Annotated in this window: 19 protein-coding genes; 4 read left to right on the top strand and 15 right to left on the bottom strand. The window is 35.6% G+C overall.

Annotation, left to right across the window (positions count from 1 at the left end):
• Window positions 1-209 precede the first annotated feature (209 nt).
• Complete coding sequence (locus JR050_RS13000; protein ID WP_204203910.1) at window positions 210-1,298, bottom strand: CAP domain-containing protein; 1,089 nt, start codon at window positions 1,296-1,298, stop codon at window positions 210-212.
• Between the two features lie 156 nt (window positions 1,299-1,454).
• Window positions 1,455-1,883, bottom strand: coding sequence for a CBS domain-containing protein (locus JR050_RS13005; RefSeq protein ID WP_204203911.1), 429 nt, complete (start codon window positions 1,881-1,883; stop codon window positions 1,455-1,457).
• 205 nt (window positions 1,884-2,088) lie between these two features.
• Here JR050_RS13005 and JR050_RS13010 point away from each other — a divergent pair, with 205 nt between their 5' ends.
• Window positions 2,089-2,457, top strand: a complete 369-nt coding sequence (locus JR050_RS13010; RefSeq protein ID WP_204203912.1) for a YugN family protein — start codon at window positions 2,089-2,091, stop codon at window positions 2,455-2,457.
• 40 nt (window positions 2,458-2,497) lie between these two features.
• Here the strand turns inward: JR050_RS13010 and JR050_RS13015 are convergent, their stop codons facing one another.
• Window positions 2,498-2,863: an Asp23/Gls24 family envelope stress response protein gene (locus JR050_RS13015; protein ID WP_204203913.1), complete on the bottom strand. Its 366-nt coding sequence runs from the start codon at window positions 2,861-2,863 to the stop codon at window positions 2,498-2,500.
• 170 nt (window positions 2,864-3,033) lie between these two features.
• Here JR050_RS13015 and ytvI point away from each other — a divergent pair, with 170 nt between their 5' ends.
• Window positions 3,034-4,095 (top strand): sporulation integral membrane protein YtvI, encoded by a 1,062-nt coding sequence (gene ytvI, locus JR050_RS13020; protein WP_204203914.1) that lies wholly within the window; start codon window positions 3,034-3,036, stop codon window positions 4,093-4,095.
• Window positions 4,096-4,133: 38 nt separating this feature from the next.
• Here the strand turns inward: ytvI and JR050_RS13025 are convergent, their stop codons facing one another.
• From JR050_RS13025 to cyoE, 8 genes are all read right to left on the bottom strand, one after another.
• Entirely contained in the window at window positions 4,134-4,637 is a 504-nt protein-coding gene (locus JR050_RS13025) for a GNAT family N-acetyltransferase (protein ID WP_204203915.1), read from the bottom strand.
• Window positions 4,638-4,795: 158 nt separating this feature from the next.
• Window positions 4,796-5,257, bottom strand: coding sequence for a DUF420 domain-containing protein (locus JR050_RS13030; RefSeq protein ID WP_204203916.1), 462 nt, complete (start codon window positions 5,255-5,257; stop codon window positions 4,796-4,798).
• Between the two features lie 92 nt (window positions 5,258-5,349).
• The gene (gene ctaG / locus JR050_RS13035; protein ID WP_204203917.1) at window positions 5,350-6,225 is read right to left on the bottom strand and encodes a cytochrome c oxidase assembly factor CtaG; all 876 of its coding nucleotides are present in this window, start codon (window positions 6,223-6,225) and stop codon (window positions 5,350-5,352) included.
• Between the two features lie 160 nt (window positions 6,226-6,385).
• Window positions 6,386-6,715 (bottom strand): cytochrome c oxidase subunit IVB, encoded by a 330-nt coding sequence (gene ctaF / locus JR050_RS13040; RefSeq protein WP_204203918.1) that lies wholly within the window; start codon window positions 6,713-6,715, stop codon window positions 6,386-6,388.
• 4 nt (window positions 6,716-6,719) lie between these two features.
• Window positions 6,720-7,349 (bottom strand): cytochrome (ubi)quinol oxidase subunit III, encoded by a 630-nt coding sequence (locus tag JR050_RS13045; RefSeq protein ID WP_204203919.1) that lies wholly within the window; start codon window positions 7,347-7,349, stop codon window positions 6,720-6,722.
• On the bottom strand, window positions 7,349-9,229 hold the full coding sequence (gene ctaD / locus JR050_RS13050) for a cytochrome c oxidase subunit I (protein ID WP_204203920.1): 1,881 nt from the start codon (window positions 9,227-9,229) through the stop codon (window positions 7,349-7,351). The genes JR050_RS13045 and ctaD overlap by 1 nt, the downstream gene beginning before the upstream one ends.
• Before the next feature lie 26 nt (window positions 9,230-9,255).
• The gene (gene coxB / locus JR050_RS13055; protein WP_204203921.1) at window positions 9,256-10,299 is read right to left on the bottom strand and encodes a cytochrome c oxidase subunit II; all 1,044 of its coding nucleotides are present in this window, start codon (window positions 10,297-10,299) and stop codon (window positions 9,256-9,258) included.
• Window positions 10,300-10,443: 144 nt separating this feature from the next.
• Complete coding sequence (cyoE, locus tag JR050_RS13060) at window positions 10,444-11,379, bottom strand: heme o synthase (RefSeq protein ID WP_204203922.1); 936 nt, start codon at window positions 11,377-11,379, stop codon at window positions 10,444-10,446.
• Between the two features lie 537 nt (window positions 11,380-11,916).
• On the opposite strand from cyoE, the gene JR050_RS13065 reads away from it, so the two are divergent.
• Window positions 11,917-12,858 carry a COX15/CtaA family protein gene (locus JR050_RS13065; RefSeq protein WP_204203923.1) on the top strand — a complete coding sequence of 314 codons (942 nt, stop codon included), beginning with the start codon at window positions 11,917-11,919 and terminating at the stop codon, window positions 12,856-12,858.
• A gap of 133 nt (window positions 12,859-12,991) precedes the next feature.
• On the opposite strand, the gene pyc is transcribed toward JR050_RS13065, so the two are convergent.
• The 3 genes from pyc to JR050_RS13080 all read right to left on the bottom strand — a co-directional run bounded on the left by pyc (window position 12,992) and on the right by JR050_RS13080 (window position 18,112).
• Window positions 12,992-16,432, bottom strand: coding sequence for a pyruvate carboxylase (gene pyc / locus JR050_RS13070; protein WP_430392881.1), 3,441 nt, complete (start codon window positions 16,430-16,432; stop codon window positions 12,992-12,994).
• Between the two features lie 98 nt (window positions 16,433-16,530).
• Window positions 16,531-17,682, bottom strand: a complete 1,152-nt coding sequence (locus JR050_RS13075) for an FtsW/RodA/SpoVE family cell cycle protein (RefSeq protein ID WP_204203924.1) — start codon at window positions 17,680-17,682, stop codon at window positions 16,531-16,533.
• A gap of 148 nt (window positions 17,683-17,830) precedes the next feature.
• Entirely contained in the window at window positions 17,831-18,112 is a 282-nt protein-coding gene (locus tag JR050_RS13080) for an Fpa/YlaN family protein (protein ID WP_204203925.1), read from the bottom strand.
• 260 nt (window positions 18,113-18,372) lie between these two features.
• On the opposite strand from JR050_RS13080, the gene JR050_RS13085 reads away from it, so the two are divergent.
• Window positions 18,373-18,873: a molybdopterin-binding protein gene (locus tag JR050_RS13085; protein ID WP_204203926.1), complete on the top strand. Its 501-nt coding sequence runs from the start codon at window positions 18,373-18,375 to the stop codon at window positions 18,871-18,873.
• Window positions 18,874-19,023: 150 nt separating this feature from the next.
• On the opposite strand, the gene JR050_RS13090 is transcribed toward JR050_RS13085, so the two are convergent.
• On the bottom strand, window positions 19,024-20,352 hold the full coding sequence (locus JR050_RS13090) for a PhoH family protein (protein ID WP_204203927.1): 1,329 nt from the start codon (window positions 20,350-20,352) through the stop codon (window positions 19,024-19,026).
• Window positions 20,353-20,587: the final 235 nt, after the last annotated feature.

Raw genomic sequence — 20,587 nt, forward strand, 5'->3', positions numbered from 1 at the left:
ATTATTATATTTCAAAAATAACCTTACTCCTATTGACAAATAAAGGTACAGTTAAAGCCATAATCCAGAGTCCTATTACTCCAACTTGGGAAGAAGTTTATTTTGAAAAAGATACAGTCATATCCTGTTATGGGCAGTGGACTGATTCAATCTTCTACTTTCAACGTTATAAAATACAGTAAAAAAACTAAGGCTTTTCCTATGTGGCCTTAGTTTTTTTCAAATTCAAATTCCCACGTATTAATAAAATTTTGAGTATAGTATTTCTCATAAACACCAACACCGAGATGAGTAAATTCATTATTCAGCAACGTTTCACGGTGTCCCTTACTATTCAACCAGCCTTCTACCGCAGCAATTCCATCTACATATTTAGCTGCAATATTTTCTCCAGCTAATTGATATTTTATTTCCCCTTCCTGTAATCGATCAGCTAGACCACCTTTTGTAGGAGAATCATGTGAAAAGTAATCATTCTCTTTCATATCTTTACTATGTAAAAAAGCTACTTTCGACGTTTCTTCATGCCAAACGACTTGTTTTATCTCATAACGTTTACGAATCATATTCGTAATATCTAAGATTTGCTCTGAATTTCCCTTTTCAACTGCAGACCACTCCTCTGATGAAAGCTCCCTCGCTGAAATGAGTTCACCACGGTAAACGAGTTCATATGGACGTTGTTTTACTAATGTTTCATTATCCATATATCGAATGCTTGATAATTTCTTCGTGAATTGATCAATATACAATTGCGCCCATACTTCACCGAATTGGACAAGAGGTCTAGCTAGCTTTTCCTCTTCAGAAAGTTCGAAACGGTATGAATTATCCTTAACATTTATGTTGTGTGTAGTTTGTAATTCAATATTCTTTGTAATCTGATCATATGGTTGTCCTATATAAAAGGGATCTAGATTTACATCGCTTCCAATTGCAAACAGTGATACTACTTTATTTTCTAATACCCCAACTTGTATATAGGAGTTTTCATTTTGCTTGTAAATCCACCAAACATAGTCGTAAGATGAAGGATCGATTCGTATTGGCTTTCCCCACATATTTTGTATGTGGTCACCTGATTGGCCAATTAACATATGCATCCCTTTATATTTTTCTGCATCAAGCGCATGATTATTTCCTGTATAATTCACATTATTTGTCTCTTTATTTTTTCCTTTCTCACTCGTATTTAACATTTTTACTTCTTCACTCTTACTAGTAATCTCTAATTGAGAATAGAGAGATATAAATGAAATAAATAATAGGATTATAATAGAAAATAGACTTTTCTTCATACTTGCCCTCCTTGTATACCTTCTTTCAAAGTATATTTACGGAAGGAGAAATTATTCCCTGAAAATATGATTTTTTACTAGTTTAATTAATTCAATTTGGAAGATTACTAGTTTCAAAAGTAATATGGCACCTAGTAAGACTAGGCACCATATTAGCTAATGAGTATGATGGGATGGTTCAGATATGTCGGATAGTGCGGCTCCAGCACTTTCATCTGACATTTGATTGACTGCTAAATCCCCTAATGAAACGATTCCAACTAAGTTTCCATTTTCCACTACAGGTAGTCGTCTAATTTGCTTCTCAGCCATTAAATGAGACGCTTCCTGTAATGTAGTATCGGGTTTAACCGTAATAAGGTTTGAACTCATAATATCTGTAAGTTCATGAGAACCTGAACGCTTTTCTGCGTAGCCCCTTACAACTAGGTCACGGTCAGTAATCATACCGATTAACTTCTCATTTTCAATGATCGGGATAGCTCCAACATCTAGATCCTTCATCTTTACAGCTACTTCGTATACATTGTCTAATGGAGTACAGTATTCAACGTCAGTTGACATTACGTCACGAACTGTCTGCATTTGAAACCCTCCCTTAATTTTGTATAAGCATAACCCCTAAGTAAGTGAGTTATACTATTATTTAGTATGAGCGTTTCATATCGTGGACTATTCATTTTTAAAAAATTTCATAAAATCGACATGTAAAATAAACACAATACATTGCAAGTTAACGGTTTTAAAGCTATTATTAATTTTGGATAGTTTTAGAGGAGGGATACATACAATGAAATTCGAAAATACAGGTATTGAAAATCAAGTTGTAGAATTATCAAGACTAGATGAAGCTATGGAAGAATTAGGATTTGTACGTGCAGGTCAATGGGATTACGAGCGTGTAACATATGACCACAAGATCGAAATCCTAGAAGCGAAGGAAGTATATTACCTTCGTGTTCAAGGTTATGCAATTGAAGGTGATGTTGGAAGTCACCATGCGACAATTAAGCTACTGACACCTTTATTAGGTAAACACTATTATCCCCATGGAGTTGAATATGGTGAAGGGGAAGACTTCCCAAAAACTGTACTGACTCGTAGTCAAGATTTATTAAAAAAAGCAAAAGAAGTACTAGCAACTCTTGCTCAACAATAATCTAAAAGTAAAAAAACGCATGAATATCATGCGTTTTTTTTTATAAAATTTCTTGAGGCTTAACTTTAATTTGTTCTACCTTAACATGAACTGATTCTACTTCAATTCCTGTCATTGCTTCAATTTCTGATTTTACAGAACGTTGGATTGCTTTACAGGTTTCTACTATATCATATCCATAGTATAAAGCCACTCTCATCTCAATTGAAATTTCTTCCGCCTCACCTTTTTCAATTGAAATCCCCTTTTGCTTACCTTTTTTATTTATGACCCGGATCATCTCATCTTTTATATCTGTAACTGTACCTGCAACACCTTCAATATCAACAATTGCTAAAGAAGCAATTAACGATACAATTTGGTCCGCAATGTGAACACTTCCATAGGGTAATACTTTGTTAAACATTTGATTTCCCCCTCATCATCATTTACTCACCATAGTGTATGAAGAAATGAAAATTTGGGCACTACTTTTTACTCCTGTTTAGCGTTTTACTGTAAAATTTTTAGTTTTCATACTATAATTTAGTTATAGAGAAAGGAAAAATTCACGTCCAACTTGGAAGGAGAAACAAATTGTCTTTTTTACTCTCAAAGCGTTATTTAATTATTTCTATTGTTATAGCGGTTTTTCTGTTTCTTATTTTTTTTATCATGCCTATATCTGTACCGTTGATAATGGCTATCCTTACGGCTCTTTTATTGGAACCGATTGTAATATTTGCTCAAAGAAGATTTAAAGTATCTAGAAATGTTTCCGTTATAATCGTCTTTATCATTTTTATCTTATTTGTTGGGATAAGTGGATACTTTCTAACGACAAAGGTTGTTGGAGAAGTGATTCAAATCGCTCAAAATGCACCGAATTATATTAATGACGTTACACGAGCATGGTATAACTTTGAAAATCGTTTAGAAGACATGGCTAAAGACCTTCCAAAAGAGTTTGTACATGAGATTAGTCAACAAGTTCGTGATTTCCTTGAAAGTGCTAGAAAAAGCTTAACAAATTCATTGAATATTGAAAATTTAAAAAATATCGTAACAGATATACCGAATTACTTAATCAATTTACTTGTATATTTAATTGCACTATTTTTATTTATGATTGAACTTCCAGCCCTGAAGAAACAGGCATTCTCGCATATGACTGAAAAAACTGCTGAGAAAGCTCAATTTATGGCATCTAGATTATCGTTTGTTGTCTTTGGATTTTTAAAGGCACAATTTTTAGTCAGTGTTCTAATATTTATGGCTGCCTTCCTTGGTTTACTTTTAATTGTTTCTCCAGAAGTTGCAATTGTTATGGCAATCATCATATGGATTATTGATGTAATTCCAATAATAGGCTCCATTATTATTATGGGTCCATGGTCACTATTTCATTTTATAACAGGTGATGTAGCTACAGGAACTCACCTTGCCATTCTCGCAATTGTCTTATTAACAATAAGAAGAACGATTGAACCGAAAGTAATGGGTAGCCAAATTGGTCTTTCTCCTTTACCTACGTTAATTTCAATGTACTTAGGATTGAAGATATTTGGCATCTTAGGATTCTTTATTGGCCCAATGTTATTAATAGCCTTTAATACTGCACGAGAAGCTGGAATTATAAAAGTAAATATTAAGCTATAAAATAAGACGACAAGTGCAAAACTTGTCGTCTTATTCGTTTAAGCAGCATGATGAAGCTCCCAATATAGAAATGCCCCATCCTTTAATGTACATTTCATACCAAGTCTTTCTAATAGCCGAATTGATTGTTCATCGTTACTATTGCATTCAGTAAGTATTGATTTGATACTTTGTGCTTCAATAAACCAATCAATCATTGCTTCTATTGCCTCAAATGCAATACTTTCGTCCTGTATTTCCTGTATTAAATGATGAGTAAACTCCACGACTCCTTCTACAGGCTTTCCTCGCATCATAATATCACCGATAATTCTTTTCTCTTCATACAGAATAATCATCCATATACCCCAGCCAAACTCCTCTTTATCACATTCCAGTTTTTCAATATAATAAGGCAACATCCCAATAAGATCTGTAGATGGCCAGTCAGAGGGGATCTTTATCGGTGATCTCTTTTCGAGTTCTTTGCGGTATATCGCTAATGACTTTATAAGATCTAACGAACATGGAACAAGTAGCAAACGTTCAGTAATAATCTCCATGAATACTCTCTCCCTTCACTGTATATGGACTTTGTAGAGAGTGATTTCTTCTCTTCTAATGAAAACATAAGAGTGAAATAAAAATGGTCATAGAATATCCTATTCTATGACCAACTTTTCATATGACTTTTCTGACACATTTCTTAAGGGGGAATAACTTAAAAACCAAGGATGGCTTTAATAACGGATGTTGTTTCTCCACCGGAATAAAATACATATAACAGTAAATACACTGCTACACCCGTAATTGCGGTAAAAAACCAAACTATGCTTGTAATAGGACCCATTTTTCTGTGTTTCTCAAGCTTATTTTTAAATCCTAATATTAATGTTGTAATACCTAAAATAGCTCCAACCGTAGCAAGAGTGATGTGAAAAATCAAAAATATCGTGTAGAAGATTTTTATATCATCGGGTCCACCAAAGCTAGTGTTTCCAACAAAAATTGTACGAGATGCATAAATGATAAAGAATATGATTGCAAATATCGCAGCTGTAATCATTGCTTTTTTATGAGCATCACCTTTTCTTTGTGCAATTAAATACCATCCAATTGCAACTGTAATGGCGCTAAGAACAATAAACGTTGTACTTATTGTAGGTAAAATCGGTAAATTCATAGGTCGCATCCTTTCAGACTATAGAAGTATGTAATAAGAGAAAGACATGCTACTGCAAGTCTTTCTCTGGCTAGACGTTTTTACATTAAACATTAGTTAATGTGTGGCTCTGACTTCACTTCCAGTTCATCCTTTTCACGCTCTTTCTTCGCCCATTGGAAGAAGATATAGCCTAAAATTGAACCGTACACAATTTCTTGAACAACTTTCATGATGACACCACCGAGTTGTTGATCTTCAATTAGAGGAAACCAATTAAATAACTCAGGCGTGCTAATATTCAATGAAGCGATCATATCTGCTGGTACACAAAGCTCTAAAGCAGTTAACCACATCGTCGAATCTGTATACGTTGTATACATTGGCTCACCTGCGAAGATAATAAGCGCGCAGGCAGGAGTTAAGAGTACACCATCTGCAAAGATGTAACCAATTTTCTTAATTGGTGATAAACTCTGAGCTTCAGGTAACGGGTTCACAACTGGCCACCACATAAATAGTGCACCGAAGAATAACACCGTCGTAGTAATAGAATGAAGTAACTCATCCGTCTTTACTACATCGAATACGAGTGGAATGTGATAAATAGAGAAAATACCATTAAATAAAATGAGTGCAACCAGTGGTTTTGTTAAGAAATCGAAAATAGGTTTAATCCATTTTCCATTAATCACTTCTCTAATTAAAGATGTTGGTAATCCCAAAATTAACAGTGGTGGTACTGCTAGATAAACAACGGCCATTGCTGTCATATGGGCACTAAACATTAAATGTCCAAGTAAGTCAAAGGGGCCACCTTTCATTAAATAAAGTAAAACCATACTTGAGACAAAAAAGAAGGCTTGCTGACGCGTTACCTTGTATTTATCCTTACGAATTAAGAAGAAATAAAATCCAATTATTCCTATTATGATTACTAAATAGATCGGACTCCATAGAGCTCTAAATCCAAATATACTGATGTCCATTCGGGCACCTCCTAAAAAGGCATAATAACTAGTAGTACAAGCTTTCACACATTACCTATTATACATTTTTCAAAATCTACTAGCAATGAACGTTATGTGAACGAACATTTCCAAATATAGAAAAAGAGTGAGCAAATTTGCTCACTCTCACCTTGATTTATTACCACCAAATAATTGTTGTAAAAGCCAGTACTGTTATACCAGCAACTAAAATTCCAGAATATAGGAATAACGCTGGCGCTTCATGCCCTTTATGACTCATGTGCATGAAATAGTATAGTTGGAAAATAACTTGAACAACAGCAAGTAATAAAATAAATGGAACCGAAAACCAGCCTGTGAAATCTTTATACCCTACTGCTAGGAATGCAACTAGTGTTAGTGCAATCATTAGGGCAAAAGAAACAACTTGATATTTCATGTCCTGTTTATTTTTCTTACGACGATATGCAATATCAACTTTTGGGTTACCAGTTTGTTTTGTAGCCATCTGATTATCCCACCATTCCCATTAAATATACAACTGTAAAGATGAACACCCAAACAACGTCAATGAAATGCCAGTAAAGGCTAGCGATGTAAAATTTAGGTGCATTGTACAGGCTTAATCCACGCTTCGCGTTACGTACCATTAATGTGATGATCCATAGTAAACCGAATGCTACGTGGGCTCCGTGGAATCCTACTAGCGTATAAAATGCTGATCCGAAAGCACTACTTGTAAACGTAAATTCAAACTTATGAACATAATGATTAAATTCATAAATTTCAAGTGCTAAGAATGATGCTCCAAGAAGAACTGTAATGAATAACCATAGTTGCATTTTAGCAAATTCGAAATTCTTCATGTGATACATAGCGTAAACACTTGTTAGAGAACTTGTTAAAAGCAGCATCGTTGCTAAAAAGGCAATCTCTAGTCCAAATAATTCTTGAGACGTAGCTCCACCGTTAGTGGAGTTTTTAAGTGCTAAATATGTTGCAAATAGAGAACCGAATAGTACTGTTTCTCCACCTAGAAAGAACCAAAATGCTAAAAACTTATTTTTTCCTTCGAGGGTTGCTTTTTCAGGTTCTGCAGGGTATGTTTCTGCTGTTAATTTTTCTTCAACATGCGCTCCCATTATCCCTTAACCCCCTTATCATCATCGTTTTCTAATTCTTCTTTATGAATGTGGAATCCATGATCATCAAGTACAGAACGGAAGAACATCGTTCCTAATACAATTAACATACCAACAATACCTACAATTAATGATGGAATGTTTGTAGTATCACCCTGAATGTTCGCATACATGAATCCGAATGCTGCGATAAATAATCCAAGCGACAAGATAAATGGTAAGATAGAAGGATTTGGCATATGAATATCTCCTAATGGTTCTGCAGGCGTCATTTCATTTCTGCCTTCCATCTTCTCGACCCATAAAGCATCTAAACCACGAACAAGTGGTAATTGCTTAAAGTTATATTCAGGTGCAGGTGAAGAAATTGCCCATTCTAAAGTACGACCAGTACCCCAAGGATCGTTTCCAACACGCTTACCTTTTACTGAAGTGATGATTACGTTGTAAAGGAATACAAGCGTACCAAGCGCCATACCAATTGCACCAATAGAACTGATTAAGTTTCCTAAGTCCCAGCCATGGTTTGGTAAATATGTGAATACACGACGTGGCATACCCATTAATCCTAAGAAATGTTGGATAAAGAACGTTAAATGGAATCCAATGAAGAATAACCAGAACGTAATTTTCCCAAGTGTTTCGTTAAGAAGTTTACCAAATACTTTTGGCCACCAGTACGTGATACCAGCGAATACTGCGAATACTACCCCACCAACGATTACGTAATGGAAGTGAGCTACAACGAAATATGAATCATGATATTGGTAGTCTGCTGCAGCTGCTGCAAGCATAACTCCAGTTACTCCACCCATTACGAAAGTAGGAATGAATGCAACTGCCCAAATCATTGGTACTGTGAAACGAATATGTCCGCCCCACATTGTAAATAGCCAGTTAAAGATTTTTACCCCTGTTGGTACAGCAATTGCCATTGTTGCAACAGCAAAGATTGCATTCGCAATTGGCCCTAAACCAGTTGTAAACATGTGGTGAGCCCATACCATGAATCCTAAGAATCCAATTAGTACAGTAGCGAATACCATTGCGGAATAACCGAATAGACGTTTTTTAGAGAATGTTGCAAAAATCTCAGAGAAAATACCGAATGCCGGTAAAATTAAGATATATACTTCAGGATGTCCAAAAATCCAGAATAAGTGCTCCCAGATAATTGTATTTCCACCAGCGGCTTCGTTAAAGAAGTTAGAACCGAATAAACGATCAAACATCATTAAGAATAATCCAACTGTTAATGCAGGGAATGCAAATAGAATTAGTGCAGATGTTACAAAAGATGACCAAGTGAATAATGGCATACGCATATAAGTCATACCAGGTGCACGCATGTTAATAATGGTAACTAGGAAGTTAATTCCCCCCATTAAGGTACCTGCTCCTGAAATCTGTAAACCTAATACATAAAAATCAACACCGTGCCCAGCACTTTCCATTGCAAGTGACGCATAAGAAGTCCAACCTGCATCAGGTGCGCCTCCCAAAAACCAGCTTAAGTTCATGAATACTCCACCGAAGAAGAATAACCAGAAACCTAGTGAGTTTAAAAATGGGAATGCAACGTCACGTGCACCGATTTGTAATGGAATTACTGCGTTCATGAAACCAAAAATGATCGGCATCGCAGCAAAGAAAATCATGGTCGTACCATGCATTGTTAAAATTTCGTTATACATTCCTGCACTCACAAAGTCGTTATCAGGAACAGCTAGCTGGATACGGATAAATAATGCTTCTAATCCACCAACAAGGAAGAAGAATCCACCAGCGATGAAATAAAGAATGGCGATTTTTTTATGATCTACTGTTGTTAAGTAGTCCCAAATCGTTGCGCCAATCGTATTCTTTGTTAACGTACTCACGATTTTACCTCCCTTTCAAATGATGCTTACTTCTTCTCTACAGATAAACTAAATAAATACTCAGTTAATGCATCAATTTCATCTTCTTCAAGTTTGTCATAGGTATTTGTCATTTTGTTACCTGGTTTGATTTCTTCAGGATCTCTTAACCAGTCTTTTAAGTTTCCTTCATTGTAATCTAATATACCAGCAATACGAGTGCGATCAGCGAAGTTAGATAAATTCGGAGCTAAACGGCTTCCTTCATTACCAACAGCGTGACAACCAATACAACTCTTCTCTTGGAATAATTGTTCACCAGCTTGAGCCAGCTCTGTATCTACTTTTGGTTGTACGTTTGCCATTTTATCAATCCAGTTATTGAAGTCTTCCTTAGATACTGCTCTTACTTTAAAGTCCATTAAACCATGTGATGGCCCACATAACTCAGTACATTTTCCATAGTAGATTCCTTCTTCGTATGCATGTAACCACATTTGGTTTGTGTTATCTGTGTTTGTGTCCATCTTACCACCGATTGTTGGTACCCAGAATGCGTGTTTAACATCTGCTCCCTTAAGGTTAAAGTAAACTCTTTCACCTGTTGGAATAATTAAATCTTGAGATGTTACCACTTTGTGATCAGGGTATTCAAATTCCCACCAGTATAGGTACGCAGTAACGTTTACGACAAGAGCGTCCTTATCACGAGTTTCCTCTTTCATAGGTGTTACGTCAGCTAACTTAAACGTATACGATACTGTTGGTACTGCTAATATGATTAATAATAGAATCGGAATAACAGTCCAAATAATTTCAAGCTTATGGTTTCCTTCAACTTGTTCTGGGATTTTATTTTCATCCCCTTTACGTTCGCGGAAACGGAACATAACGTAAATAAAAATTAATGTTACTACTAATACAACAACAACCATAATGATTGTACTAATCATCATGAGTGAGAATTGCATTTCGGCTCCTTCACCTTTAGGCTCTAGTGTCGTTATATATGACTCACCACAGCCCGCTAAAAAAAGCGCCATCATTGTAAATAACGAAAATAAGCGCCACTTCAAGTGCCCTTGTTTCATAACGTAGTTAACCCCACTTTCCTTAAGTAATAATCAATGGTCCTTGCTTGGATGTTGGAAACACATCCTAAGTTTAAAATATATAAACAATAAAGGAATCCCAATTTTCATATACCCGTAATACAGGTATTCATAACTAGATAGTTAGAAAAAGGTTGCTACGATCATTGCTACAAACAGAATAGTCAAATAGTTAAGAGAGTATACAAACATCGTAGTTGCCCACTTAATATCATCCTTTGATTTGTAGCCTTTTAATCCCAACCATAACCATCCAATGTTTAATAACGTTGCTATTACTACGAATATAGTACCTAGCGAGAATAAATAAAATGGTAGTGGCAGTAAGCAGACAATCCAGATTATGATTTGACGCTTTGTCATTGCAAATCCATGAACAACTGGCAACATTGGTATTCCAGCAGCTCTATACTCCTCTACTCTTCTCATCGCAAGTGCTAAGAAGTGTGGAGGCTGCCATATAAACATAATTAGAAAAATTGCCCAAGCTACTATATGCAAATCGGGATCAACAGCTGCCCAGCCTATTAAAGGTGGTACTGCACCTGATATACTACCGATTACGGTATTAATTGTATATCGTCGTTTTGACCACATTGAATATAAGACCACATATGTGAATGCGCCAACTAATCCAATTACAGCTGCCATGATACTAGTCGCTGCTAGCATAACTGTACCAATCGTTGTAAAAATAATCCCCATCCAAAGGACTCTATTCGGAGAAAACCTCCCTGTTACAGTTGGTCGTTTTTTCGTCCGATCCATTAGATGGTCAATATCGCGGTCAATATAATTGTTTAAACTACAAGACCCGGCAATCACTAATGAAGTTCCAAGAAGTGTGAGTAGAGCAATATGCCAGTTGGCTAGAAAGCTTTGTCCAGTATAGTGAAAGGCTAGCCAAAGACCTGTAAATGCTGTAATTAGGTTTGACCTGATAATACCTATTTTTATTAAGGCCATAAAGTCTTGCCATACAGTAGTGTTATAGGCCTCACTCTGAGGACTCTCATGCTCCGTGCTTGGCGCTTCATCAATTGTCCTCGAATTTGCCATTACATAATCCTCCTTTGAGTAAGAACAAGCAATACATGATGAGGCAGTCCAAAAAAAAGAAGATACCTTCAATATAATATAAATTTGAAGAATATTAAAGTACACCCCTTGTATATTAAACCACAAATCAGTGAAAATTTGTGAAGGAGTTATGGACGATTTTTGTCTTTTTTGTGAATGAACATTGGCCCATTATGTACTCAAAAGTTGTAAATACATAACAAATTTACATAGAAACATTCTATAATTGTGAGAGATTTTGTTTTTATTATTCCTATATACGATTTCTCCCCTTTATATTTCTAGCAAACTAATCAATAATATTCAACCTTTTTTAGTATAATTGTTGCCCTAACTAGTTATTTCTATTTCAAACTTTTATCATAATCTATATCTTACCTATTTAACACACAATTGTCACTTTATTTCCTTTGATATTTCGACAGCTTTTTTATAGAATTACTATTGTATGCTTTTTTAATTTAATGTCATAAAAATCTATTAATATTATTGAAAATAGGAATGAAGGTGAACAATTTGAATCGAGCCTTAAAAACGTTCGCTATAATTACTACGATTGGTATGCTGCTCGTCTTAATAAGCGGGGCAGTTGTAACGAAGACAGAATCAGGTGAAGGCTGTGGGGCAAGTTGGCCGCTATGTCACGGCGAGTTTGTTCCAAGTGATATTACGTTTGAGTTAGTTATTGAACTTACTCATCGACTTGTTACCGGTACAGTTGGTATTTTAGTTTTAATACTGTCTATTTGGACATGGAAAAAGTTAGGTCATATTCGGGAAACTAAATTTCTCTCTATCCTTGCATTTTCATTTTTAGTGTTACAAGCCCTCATTGGTGCTGCAGCCGTACTATGGGAGCAATCCTCTGCTGTACTAGCCTTGCACTTTGGAATTTCTCTTATCTCTTTTGCAGCTGTTTTTCTATTAACACTTTTAGTATTTGAGGATCGTTCAAAAGCAAAAGCACAGCCTGTAATTATAGATCGTAGAATGCAATTTCATATGGTTGGGATTATTATTTATAGTTACATTGTTGTTTACACAGGTGCATTAGTTAGGCATAAAAATGCAAGTCTTGCATGCCCTGAATGGCCATTATGTTCAAAAAGCGGTTTACTGCCTACACAATCACATGAGTGGATTCAAATGGGCCACCGTTTTGCAGCAGGTTTGATTTTTATTTGGATTATGTATGCAACATATTTAGCTGTTCGCTATTATCGTGAACAAAAGACTATCAAAAACAGCTTTATTGTGTCTGCTATTTTAGTTAGCTTACAAGTTATGAGTGGTGCAACAATTGTTTTAACAAAGTTACAATTTATCGGGGTAGCCTTATTACATGCATTTTTCATTTCATGTTTATTCGGGGTATTAAGTTACCTCATCTTATTATTAACTCGAAGTCGCCACCAGCAAAGAATTAATAATACTATCACGAAGACAACGAATATTTAAAAAAGCGAGGATAATTCCCTCGCTTTTTCTTATGTTTTTTTTCGCATGAATTGATGTTTTTCGAGAATATTCCCTTAGATCTTTCGATGTTAGCCATTAAGATGCCAACATTTTATTAGCGAAAGACCCTTTCTTATTTATCAAGTTCTAATAATAAATCACCTGTCTGCACCGCTTCACCATCCGTAACATAAATGTCCTTTACGGTTCCTGAGAATGTCGCTTGGACAGTTGTTTCCATTTTCATAGCCTCTGTGATCATAAGGTGGTCACCTTTTTCAACCTTCTCACCTTTTTTCACTAGAACCTTTACGACTGTTCCTGGCATTGTGGCAGCTACATGATTAGGGTTTTGTCTGTCAGCTTTTACTTTTACCGCTACAGTCGATTTAACACTTTCATCCTTTACGATAATTTCACGCGGCTGTCCATTTAGTTCAAAGTACACCACTCGTGTGCCATCAGCTTGAGGCTGACCAATCGAAACTAGTTTTACAATTAACGTCTTACCTTGTTCAATGACTACTTCTATTTCTTCTCCTAATCTCATCCCGAAGAAGAACGTCGGAGTGTCTAATACTGAAACATCTCCAAATTCCTCAACAATCTTATGATAGTCTAAGAATACTTTTGGATATAACGCATATGAAATCATTTCGAAACTTGTTGTTTGTCTATTTAACGTGTGAAATAACGTTTCTTTTAATTCTTGGAAATTAACTGGCTCTAATAATTCTCCTGGACGAACTGTTAGAGGTTCTTTTCCTTTTAGAATAATTCGTTGTAGTTCTTTAGGGAAACCTCCGTGCGGTTGTCCTAGATATCCTTCAAATAACTCAACAACAGAATCTGGGAAGTTTAACGTTTCACCTTTTTCATATATATCATCCTCAGTAAGGTCATTTTGCACCATGTAAAGCGCCATGTCTCCTACTACCTTTGATGACGGAGTAACTTTTACTATATCTCCGAATAGTAGATTAACTCGACTATACATCTCTTTTACTTCATCCCAACGATCATCTAATCCAACAGCCTTCGCTTGTTGTTCTAAATTACTATATTGTCCACCTGGCATTTCATGTTCGTAAACTTCCGTACTTGGTGAATGTAAACCACTTTCAAAATCAACATAATACTTCCTTACATCTTCCCAATAATGAGATAGCTTTTCTAATGATTGAACATTCATGGTCGGCTGACGGTCTGTACCTTCTAGTGCATAGTATAATGCATTTGCGCTTGGTTGAGATGTTAGCCCTGACATAGAACTCACTGCAACATCGACAATATCTACTCCTGCTTCAATTGCTTTTGCATACGTATAAATACCATTTCCACTAGTATCATGCGTATGAAGGTGGACAGGGATTGATACTGCATCCTTCAGTGCCGAAACAAGCGTATAGGCTGCCTGTGGTTTCAGCAATCCCGCCATATCTTTAATCGCAAGTAGATGAGCTCCTGCTTGTTCTAACTCTTTCGCCATTTTAACGTAATATTCTAAATTGTATTTCGTTCTACTTATGTCACCAATATCTCCTGTATAACAAATGGACGCTTCTGCAAGTTTTCCAGTTTGACGAACTGCGTCAATCGCAGGTTTCATACCTTCCACCCAGTTTAGACTATCGAAAATACGGAATACATCAATACCGGCATTCGCAGACTTGTCTACAAACTCATATATAAGATTGTCTGGATAGTTTTTATAACCTACTGCATTCGAAGCACGTAGTAGCATTTGGAATAGTGTATTTGGAATTTTTTCTCTTAACGAAAGCAAGCGATCCCATGGATCTTCTTTTAGGAAGCGATACGCAACATCGAACGTTGCTCCTCCCCACATCTCAAGTGAGAATAAATTTGGCATGAGTCTTGCAGTTGGTTCAGCAATATTCTCTAAATCTTTTGTTCGAATTCTCGTAGCAAGAAGTGATTGATGAGCATCTCTAAACGTCGTATCTGTAAATAATACTTCCTTTTGATTTTGCACCCATTTCGTTAATCCCTCTGCACCTTCTTGATCCAATATTTGTTTTGTTCCTGGTTGAAGTGATTCACTTTTTATCAATTCTGGGATTCTTGGATTTGCATAGATTGGCTTTTTCCTTTTCTCAACACCAGGGAAACCGTTTATTGTAACTGTGCCAATATACGAAAGCATTTTTGTACCACGGTCTAGCCTTCTAGGAAAAACAAATAACTCAGGAGTTGTATCAATAAACGATGTATCATATACACCTTGAACAAACTTCTCATGCTTCATTACATTTTCTAAGAACGGAATATTCGTTTTAATACCACGTATACGGAATTCTCTCAAGTTACGAGTCATTTTCGCAACTGATTGTTCAAAAGTCAGAGCCCATGTAGATACTTTCACTAATAAAGAATCATAGTGAGGTGTAATTACAGCACCTTGGTAACCGTTACCCGCATCAAGTCGTACTCCAAATCCGCCACCAGAACGGTATGCCATAATTTTTCCTGTATCAGGCATAAAATTATTTAAAGGATCTTCAGTTGTAACCCTTGATTGAATTGCATAACCATTCGTTTTAATCTCGTCTTGTAGTGGTATACCCACTTTCTTACTGTGAAGGTGGTGTCCTTCTGCAATTAAAATTTGTGTTTGAACAATATCCACACCCGTAATCATCTCAGTAATTGTATGTTCAACTTGTACACGTGGATTCACTTCAATAAAGAAAAATTCATCACCACTAACTAGAAATTCTACTGTTCCAGCATTTAAGTAATTTACATTTTTCATTAATTGTACTGCAGCATCACAAATTTCCATTCTCAGGTCATCTGACAGCGATACACTTGGTGCAATTTCAACAACCTTTTGATGACGACGTTGTACTGAGCAATCACGCTCATACAAGTGGATAATATTGCCCGTATGGTCACCTAAAATTTGAACCTCAATATGTTTAGGGTTTTCAACAAATTTTTCAACATATACTTCGCTACTTCCAAATGCAGCCTTCGCTTCTGAAGTTGCTCGTTCAAAAGCCTCTTTTACACCTGAACGATTTCGAACTATACGCATACCACGACCTCCGCCACCTAATGCAGCTTTGATCATGACAGGAAATCCATATGTATCACCAAAATCATAAATCTCATCAATGCTTTTTACTGGACCATCACTTCCTGGAATGATTGGGATATTCGCAAGCTTTGCTTGATGCTTTGCTTTCACCTTGTCTCCGAACATGTCTAGATGTTCTGATTTAGGTCCAATGAACACGATTCCTTCCTCTTCACATCTTTTGGAAAACTCAATATTTTCCGAAAGGAATCCATACCCAGGATGAATGGCATCAACATCATTTTTCTTTGCAATTTGAATAATTCCTTCTATATCTAGATAGGCATCTATTGGCTTTTTGTCTTCACCAACTAAATATGCTTCATCTGCTTTGTAACGATGATAAGATCCTGCATCTTCTTTGGAATATATTGCAACTGTTCGGATATTTAGCTCCGTACAAGCTCTAAATATTCGAATTGCAATTTCACCTCTATTGGCTACTAATACTTTTTGGATTTGTTTTAACATAATTACTCCCTCCTGCATTTTCGATTAGAATGTTATTTCAGAATATAAAGAATTTTAAATAATTCCTAAAAAAAAGCTCTGTATTTAGCAGAGCTTACTTATGCAGCTATCTCGTCCAATGATAACTTTTGTTTTCGATAGTTATTAAACATAGATATATTCACTAGTATTCCTGTTGATGCCATTAATGCGAGCATCGAGGATCCACCATAACTTACAAATGGTAGCGGTACACCTGTAACTGGCAAGAGACCAGTAAGTGCTCCTAAGTTTACACAAGCTTGGACACCAATCATTGCTGATATTCCGATAGCAAGTAAACTTCCGAAAGAATCATCACATTTTCTAGCAAGCATAAATCCTTTTAAAACAATATAGCTTAAACAAAGAATAACAAAGCCTACTCCAAAAATTCCTAGTTCTTCAGAAATGATTGCCATAATGAAGTCAGTATGTGACTCAGGCAGGAAACCAGTTTTTTGAACGCTATTTCCCAATCCTAGTCCTGTAATGCCACCTTCTGCTATTGCAATATATGAGTTAATTAATTGCATCCCTGAATCTTGAGGATCAGCAAAAGGATCATAAGCTGCACCAAATCTTGATAGTTGTTCATCAGAGAGTAATTTACCCGCAGATGGTATAAGAATGACTAGAGCAAGTGCTCCTAAACCTAACAACTTCATTACATTTTTCATATTCATCCCCGAAGATAACGTCATAATAACCGCAATCATCGCGATTAATACCGCCGTTCCTAAATCAGGTTGGAAGAATACAAGCGTAAAGATAATGATCGTAAAAACAAGTGGCGGTATGACAGCAGTACCAAAATCATCAATATACTTCTGCTTTTTGGAGAATATGGCTGCTAAATAAATGATCACTCCTATTTTTACAAATTCCCCAGGTTGCAGTCGAAATCCACCAATAGCTATCCAACTTTGAGCATTATTTGCGGTATGTCCTACTAGATAAACTAGTATTAGCATACCTATACTTCCCATCGCTATTATTTTAAATAATTTGAAATAAATGCGATATGGTAGAATCATCGTAATGAAAAATACCATCGATGAGAGTATGAACCACATCCGTTGTTTGATAAAAAAGAAATTAGCATCATATTCGTAATGAGATACAGCAATAACCATACTCGAGCTATACACCATCACTACTCCGAATAATCCCAATAGAAGTACAGTAACTACAATCGAATAATCATATAACTGAAACATCTTTTTCAGCATGTTCAATCTTCCTTAATAATGATAGTTTAGATTTCTCAAAAGAATCTAATAAAGTTATTTTACTATAAATATTAGATGTTTAGTTGAAAAATCCTTCAATAAAATAAGAAAACTCAAAACTAATTGTTTAGCCTTGAGTTTTCTCTGCTTATTTATTTAAAAACGCATCATGCAATGCAGATAATTCTCTCTCTAACGTATCCATAAGTTCCTTACCAATATTATCCTCTATTAATCCTAGACGTACAGCAAAATCGATTTCTCTAGATAAACCGAACATCTGTGTATCTAAGACCTCTTCATATAAAGGACATTGTGGCATCGTTAAATTATCCATTTGCACTTTGATTAACTTTAATATTTTGTCAGCATCTGCTTTTAATAGCTGATATGCTTTTTCGCGATGATCTATCACAATCTCAGGCGTCAATAGAATCCCTCCGTTCTACGAGCGATTGCAGTCTTATTTACTAAATCTTATCGTGATATGAAACAAAATGCAAGAAAAAATACTTGTAAACAAGGAGTTAGTTTAGTTCTTCTTTCTTCTTTCCTCTATCTTTATATTCTATGTAATACTTCTGATTTAGTCTCCATTGAGTGACAAACCCCAAATTAACGTTTATACTTTTAAAATGAATTTACAATATTGAAAGTTCGTCTAATGATAGATTGAGGTGGTTATAAAACATGGAAAATATTATTTTAGTTAAAGGAAAAGTAAAATATCCTTTAACATTGGATCCAGGGGTTTGGATATTCGATGATCGCAAAGTAGATTTAACGACATATTTTGATCAAGAGCATGAAGTTGTGAATGAATTAGAAGCTTATACAAAATCAGTTTCTGAACACTGGGATCGCGAAATTAAAGAAGGCGCTATATATCCACCCATTAATAAAAGTGTGAAAAAGTTCGAAAAGGAAAAAATACTGAACGGTACGTTTGCAATTCCAGTAAAATATTTTATTCAAAATGCTGAACCGGCTGAAGAGGCAACATCTGTTACGTTCTTACTTTCTAACGGAGAAGAGCATTCTTTACCTATTGAGGATGTAGTAAAAGGACTTTTCGGTTTTTCATTCAATGGTAAACCATTAAAAGAAAACGGACCGGTTCATTTTTATTACGGTAATGGTTCAAATAGAGAAAATCCCATAACTAACATTCAAGGAATTTCCATATCTTAAATAAGATTCAAAAACGAGCAGACTCTATATCTGCTCGTTTTTGATTTTATACGGCTGTTTCCGTATAGATTGTTATTTATCGAACAAGTCTAGTCAAAGTAATAAATATCCATTTTACGAATGGTTTAAATGTAATTACTAAAAGAGCTGTTATAATATGTCAGCTGCTAGCTGTGCTAAACCAGATCGTTCACCTTTAACAAATCTAACATGTCCACTTACTTTTTGATCTTTAAAGCTTTCTACCACGTAAGTCAAACCGTTGTTGTATTCATCTAAATACGGATGATCAATTTGTTCCGGATCTCCCATTAGTACGATTTTACTTCTCTCACCTACACGCGTTAAGATCGTTTTCACTTCGTGTTTCGTTAAATTTTGAGCTTCATCTATGATAATAAACTGCTCAGGAATACTTCTTCCTCTTATATATGTGAGTGCTTCCACTTCGATTGATCCCATTCCAGCTAAAATAGCATCCAGTTCCCCTGGTTTTTTTGTATTAAAAAGGAATTCAAGATTATCAAAAATGGGTTGCATCCACGGTCTTAATTTCTCTTCTTTTTCTCCAGGTAAATAACCTATGTCTTTACCAACAGGAACAATTGGCCTTGCCACTAATAGCTTCTTATACAATCCTAAATCTTCTGTTTGCATTAGACCAGCCGCTAAAGCTAGAAGCGTCTTACCGGTACCCGCTTTTCCGATTAACGTAACTAACGGGATATCTTCTCTAAGCAATAATTCTAGTCCCATTATTTGTTGAACATTTCTCGGCTTAATCCCCCATATTGGTTCTTGAGTATAAACGAGTTTTTTAATCCTTTTACTACTTAAGTCTACCATTCCCACGGCAGAGCCTGAGACATTTAATGCATCTTTCATAATTACGAATTGATATGGATAAAAAGGATGATTTGCAAGTTCAGATGTTGCAATTTCACCCTTTTCATAGAATCGGTTCAACACTTCTTTTTGGGTATAAATTTCTAAATACCCTGTATAAATGTGATCGAGTTCGACGACACGATCACTTAAGAAATCTTCTGATTGTAAGCCTAAGCTATCTGCCTTTACTCGGACAAGAACATCCTTACTAACTAAAATAACTGGCTTTCCATCTTCTTTTGCCTCTTCTTCTAGAGAAAGATTTTTTGCAACGGCAAGGATTCGATTGTCATTTGTTTTCTCAATAAAGATTTCTTGCAACTCATGAAAAGAGCGATGATTTAATTCAATCCGAAATGTTCCACCATTTTCCAAAGGGACTTTTTCGTATAGTTTTCCTGTTTCTCTTAGCTTGTCAATTAGTTTGGATACATGTCTTGCATTTCTCCCTATCTCATCCATATTTCTCTTTTTCGAATCAACTTCTTCAAGTACAACTGCTGGAATCACTACTTCGTTCTCTTCAAACGAGAAGATTGATAATGGATCTTGTAATAATACATTCGTATCCAAGACATAAATTTTCCCCAAATTTCCTCCTCCTGACTACGCTTTTTCTTGATATATAATCGTACACTTGCTTACGATTATAAACTGCAGTATCGGGTAGACTGATGTCTATCCTCTTTTAATAAAAGGAGTAATGGACTGTCATTGTCATTAGTACAAGGGCAGCTTGCTTGTTTTAATATATGAGAACATGAATAAAGATAGAAGAATTATTAAACAATAAAAATAAACCAGTTATACACAGTTGCATTTTGAA

Source organism: Bacillus suaedaesalsae (assembly GCF_016890225.1).
Classification (GTDB): domain Bacteria; phylum Bacillota; class Bacilli; order Bacillales; family SA4; genus Bacillus_BS; species Bacillus_BS suaedaesalsae.

Excerpts from the sequence above, each read along its gene's own strand:
- JR050_RS13005 (WP_204203911.1), bottom strand. The coding sequence starts at position 1,883 with ATGCAGACAGTTCGTGACGTAATGTCAACTGACGTTGAATACTGTACT.
- JR050_RS13010 (WP_204203912.1), top strand. The coding sequence starts at position 2,089 with ATGAAATTCGAAAATACAGGTATTGAAAATCAAGTTGTAGAATTATCA.
- JR050_RS13030 (WP_204203916.1), bottom strand. The coding sequence starts at position 5,257 with ATGAATTTACCGATTTTACCTACAATAAGTACAACGTTTATTGTTCTT.
- JR050_RS13045 (WP_204203919.1), bottom strand. The coding sequence starts at position 7,349 with ATGGGAGCGCATGTTGAAGAAAAATTAACAGCAGAAACATACCCTGCA.
- JR050_RS13000 (WP_204203910.1), bottom strand. The coding sequence starts at position 1,298 with ATGAAGAAAAGTCTATTTTCTATTATAATCCTATTATTTATTTCATTT.
- pyc (WP_430392881.1), bottom strand. The coding sequence starts at position 16,432 with ATGTTAAAACAAATCCAAAAAGTATTAGTAGCCAATAGAGGTGAAATT.
- JR050_RS13075 (WP_204203924.1), bottom strand. The coding sequence starts at position 17,682 with ATGCTGAAAAAGATGTTTCAGTTATATGATTATTCGATTGTAGTTACT.
- JR050_RS13015 (WP_204203913.1), bottom strand. The coding sequence starts at position 2,863 with ATGTTTAACAAAGTATTACCCTATGGAAGTGTTCACATTGCGGACCAA.
- ctaF (WP_204203918.1), bottom strand. The coding sequence starts at position 6,715 with ATGGCTACAAAACAAACTGGTAACCCAAAAGTTGATATTGCATATCGT.
- JR050_RS13085 (WP_204203926.1), top strand. The coding sequence starts at position 18,373 with ATGGAAAATATTATTTTAGTTAAAGGAAAAGTAAAATATCCTTTAACA.
- cyoE (WP_204203922.1), bottom strand. The coding sequence starts at position 11,379 with ATGGCAAATTCGAGGACAATTGATGAAGCGCCAAGCACGGAGCATGAG.
- JR050_RS13025 (WP_204203915.1), bottom strand. The coding sequence starts at position 4,637 with ATGGAGATTATTACTGAACGTTTGCTACTTGTTCCATGTTCGTTAGAT.
- ctaG (WP_204203917.1), bottom strand. The coding sequence starts at position 6,225 with ATGGACATCAGTATATTTGGATTTAGAGCTCTATGGAGTCCGATCTAT.
- coxB (WP_204203921.1), bottom strand. The coding sequence starts at position 10,299 with ATGAAACAAGGGCACTTGAAGTGGCGCTTATTTTCGTTATTTACAATG.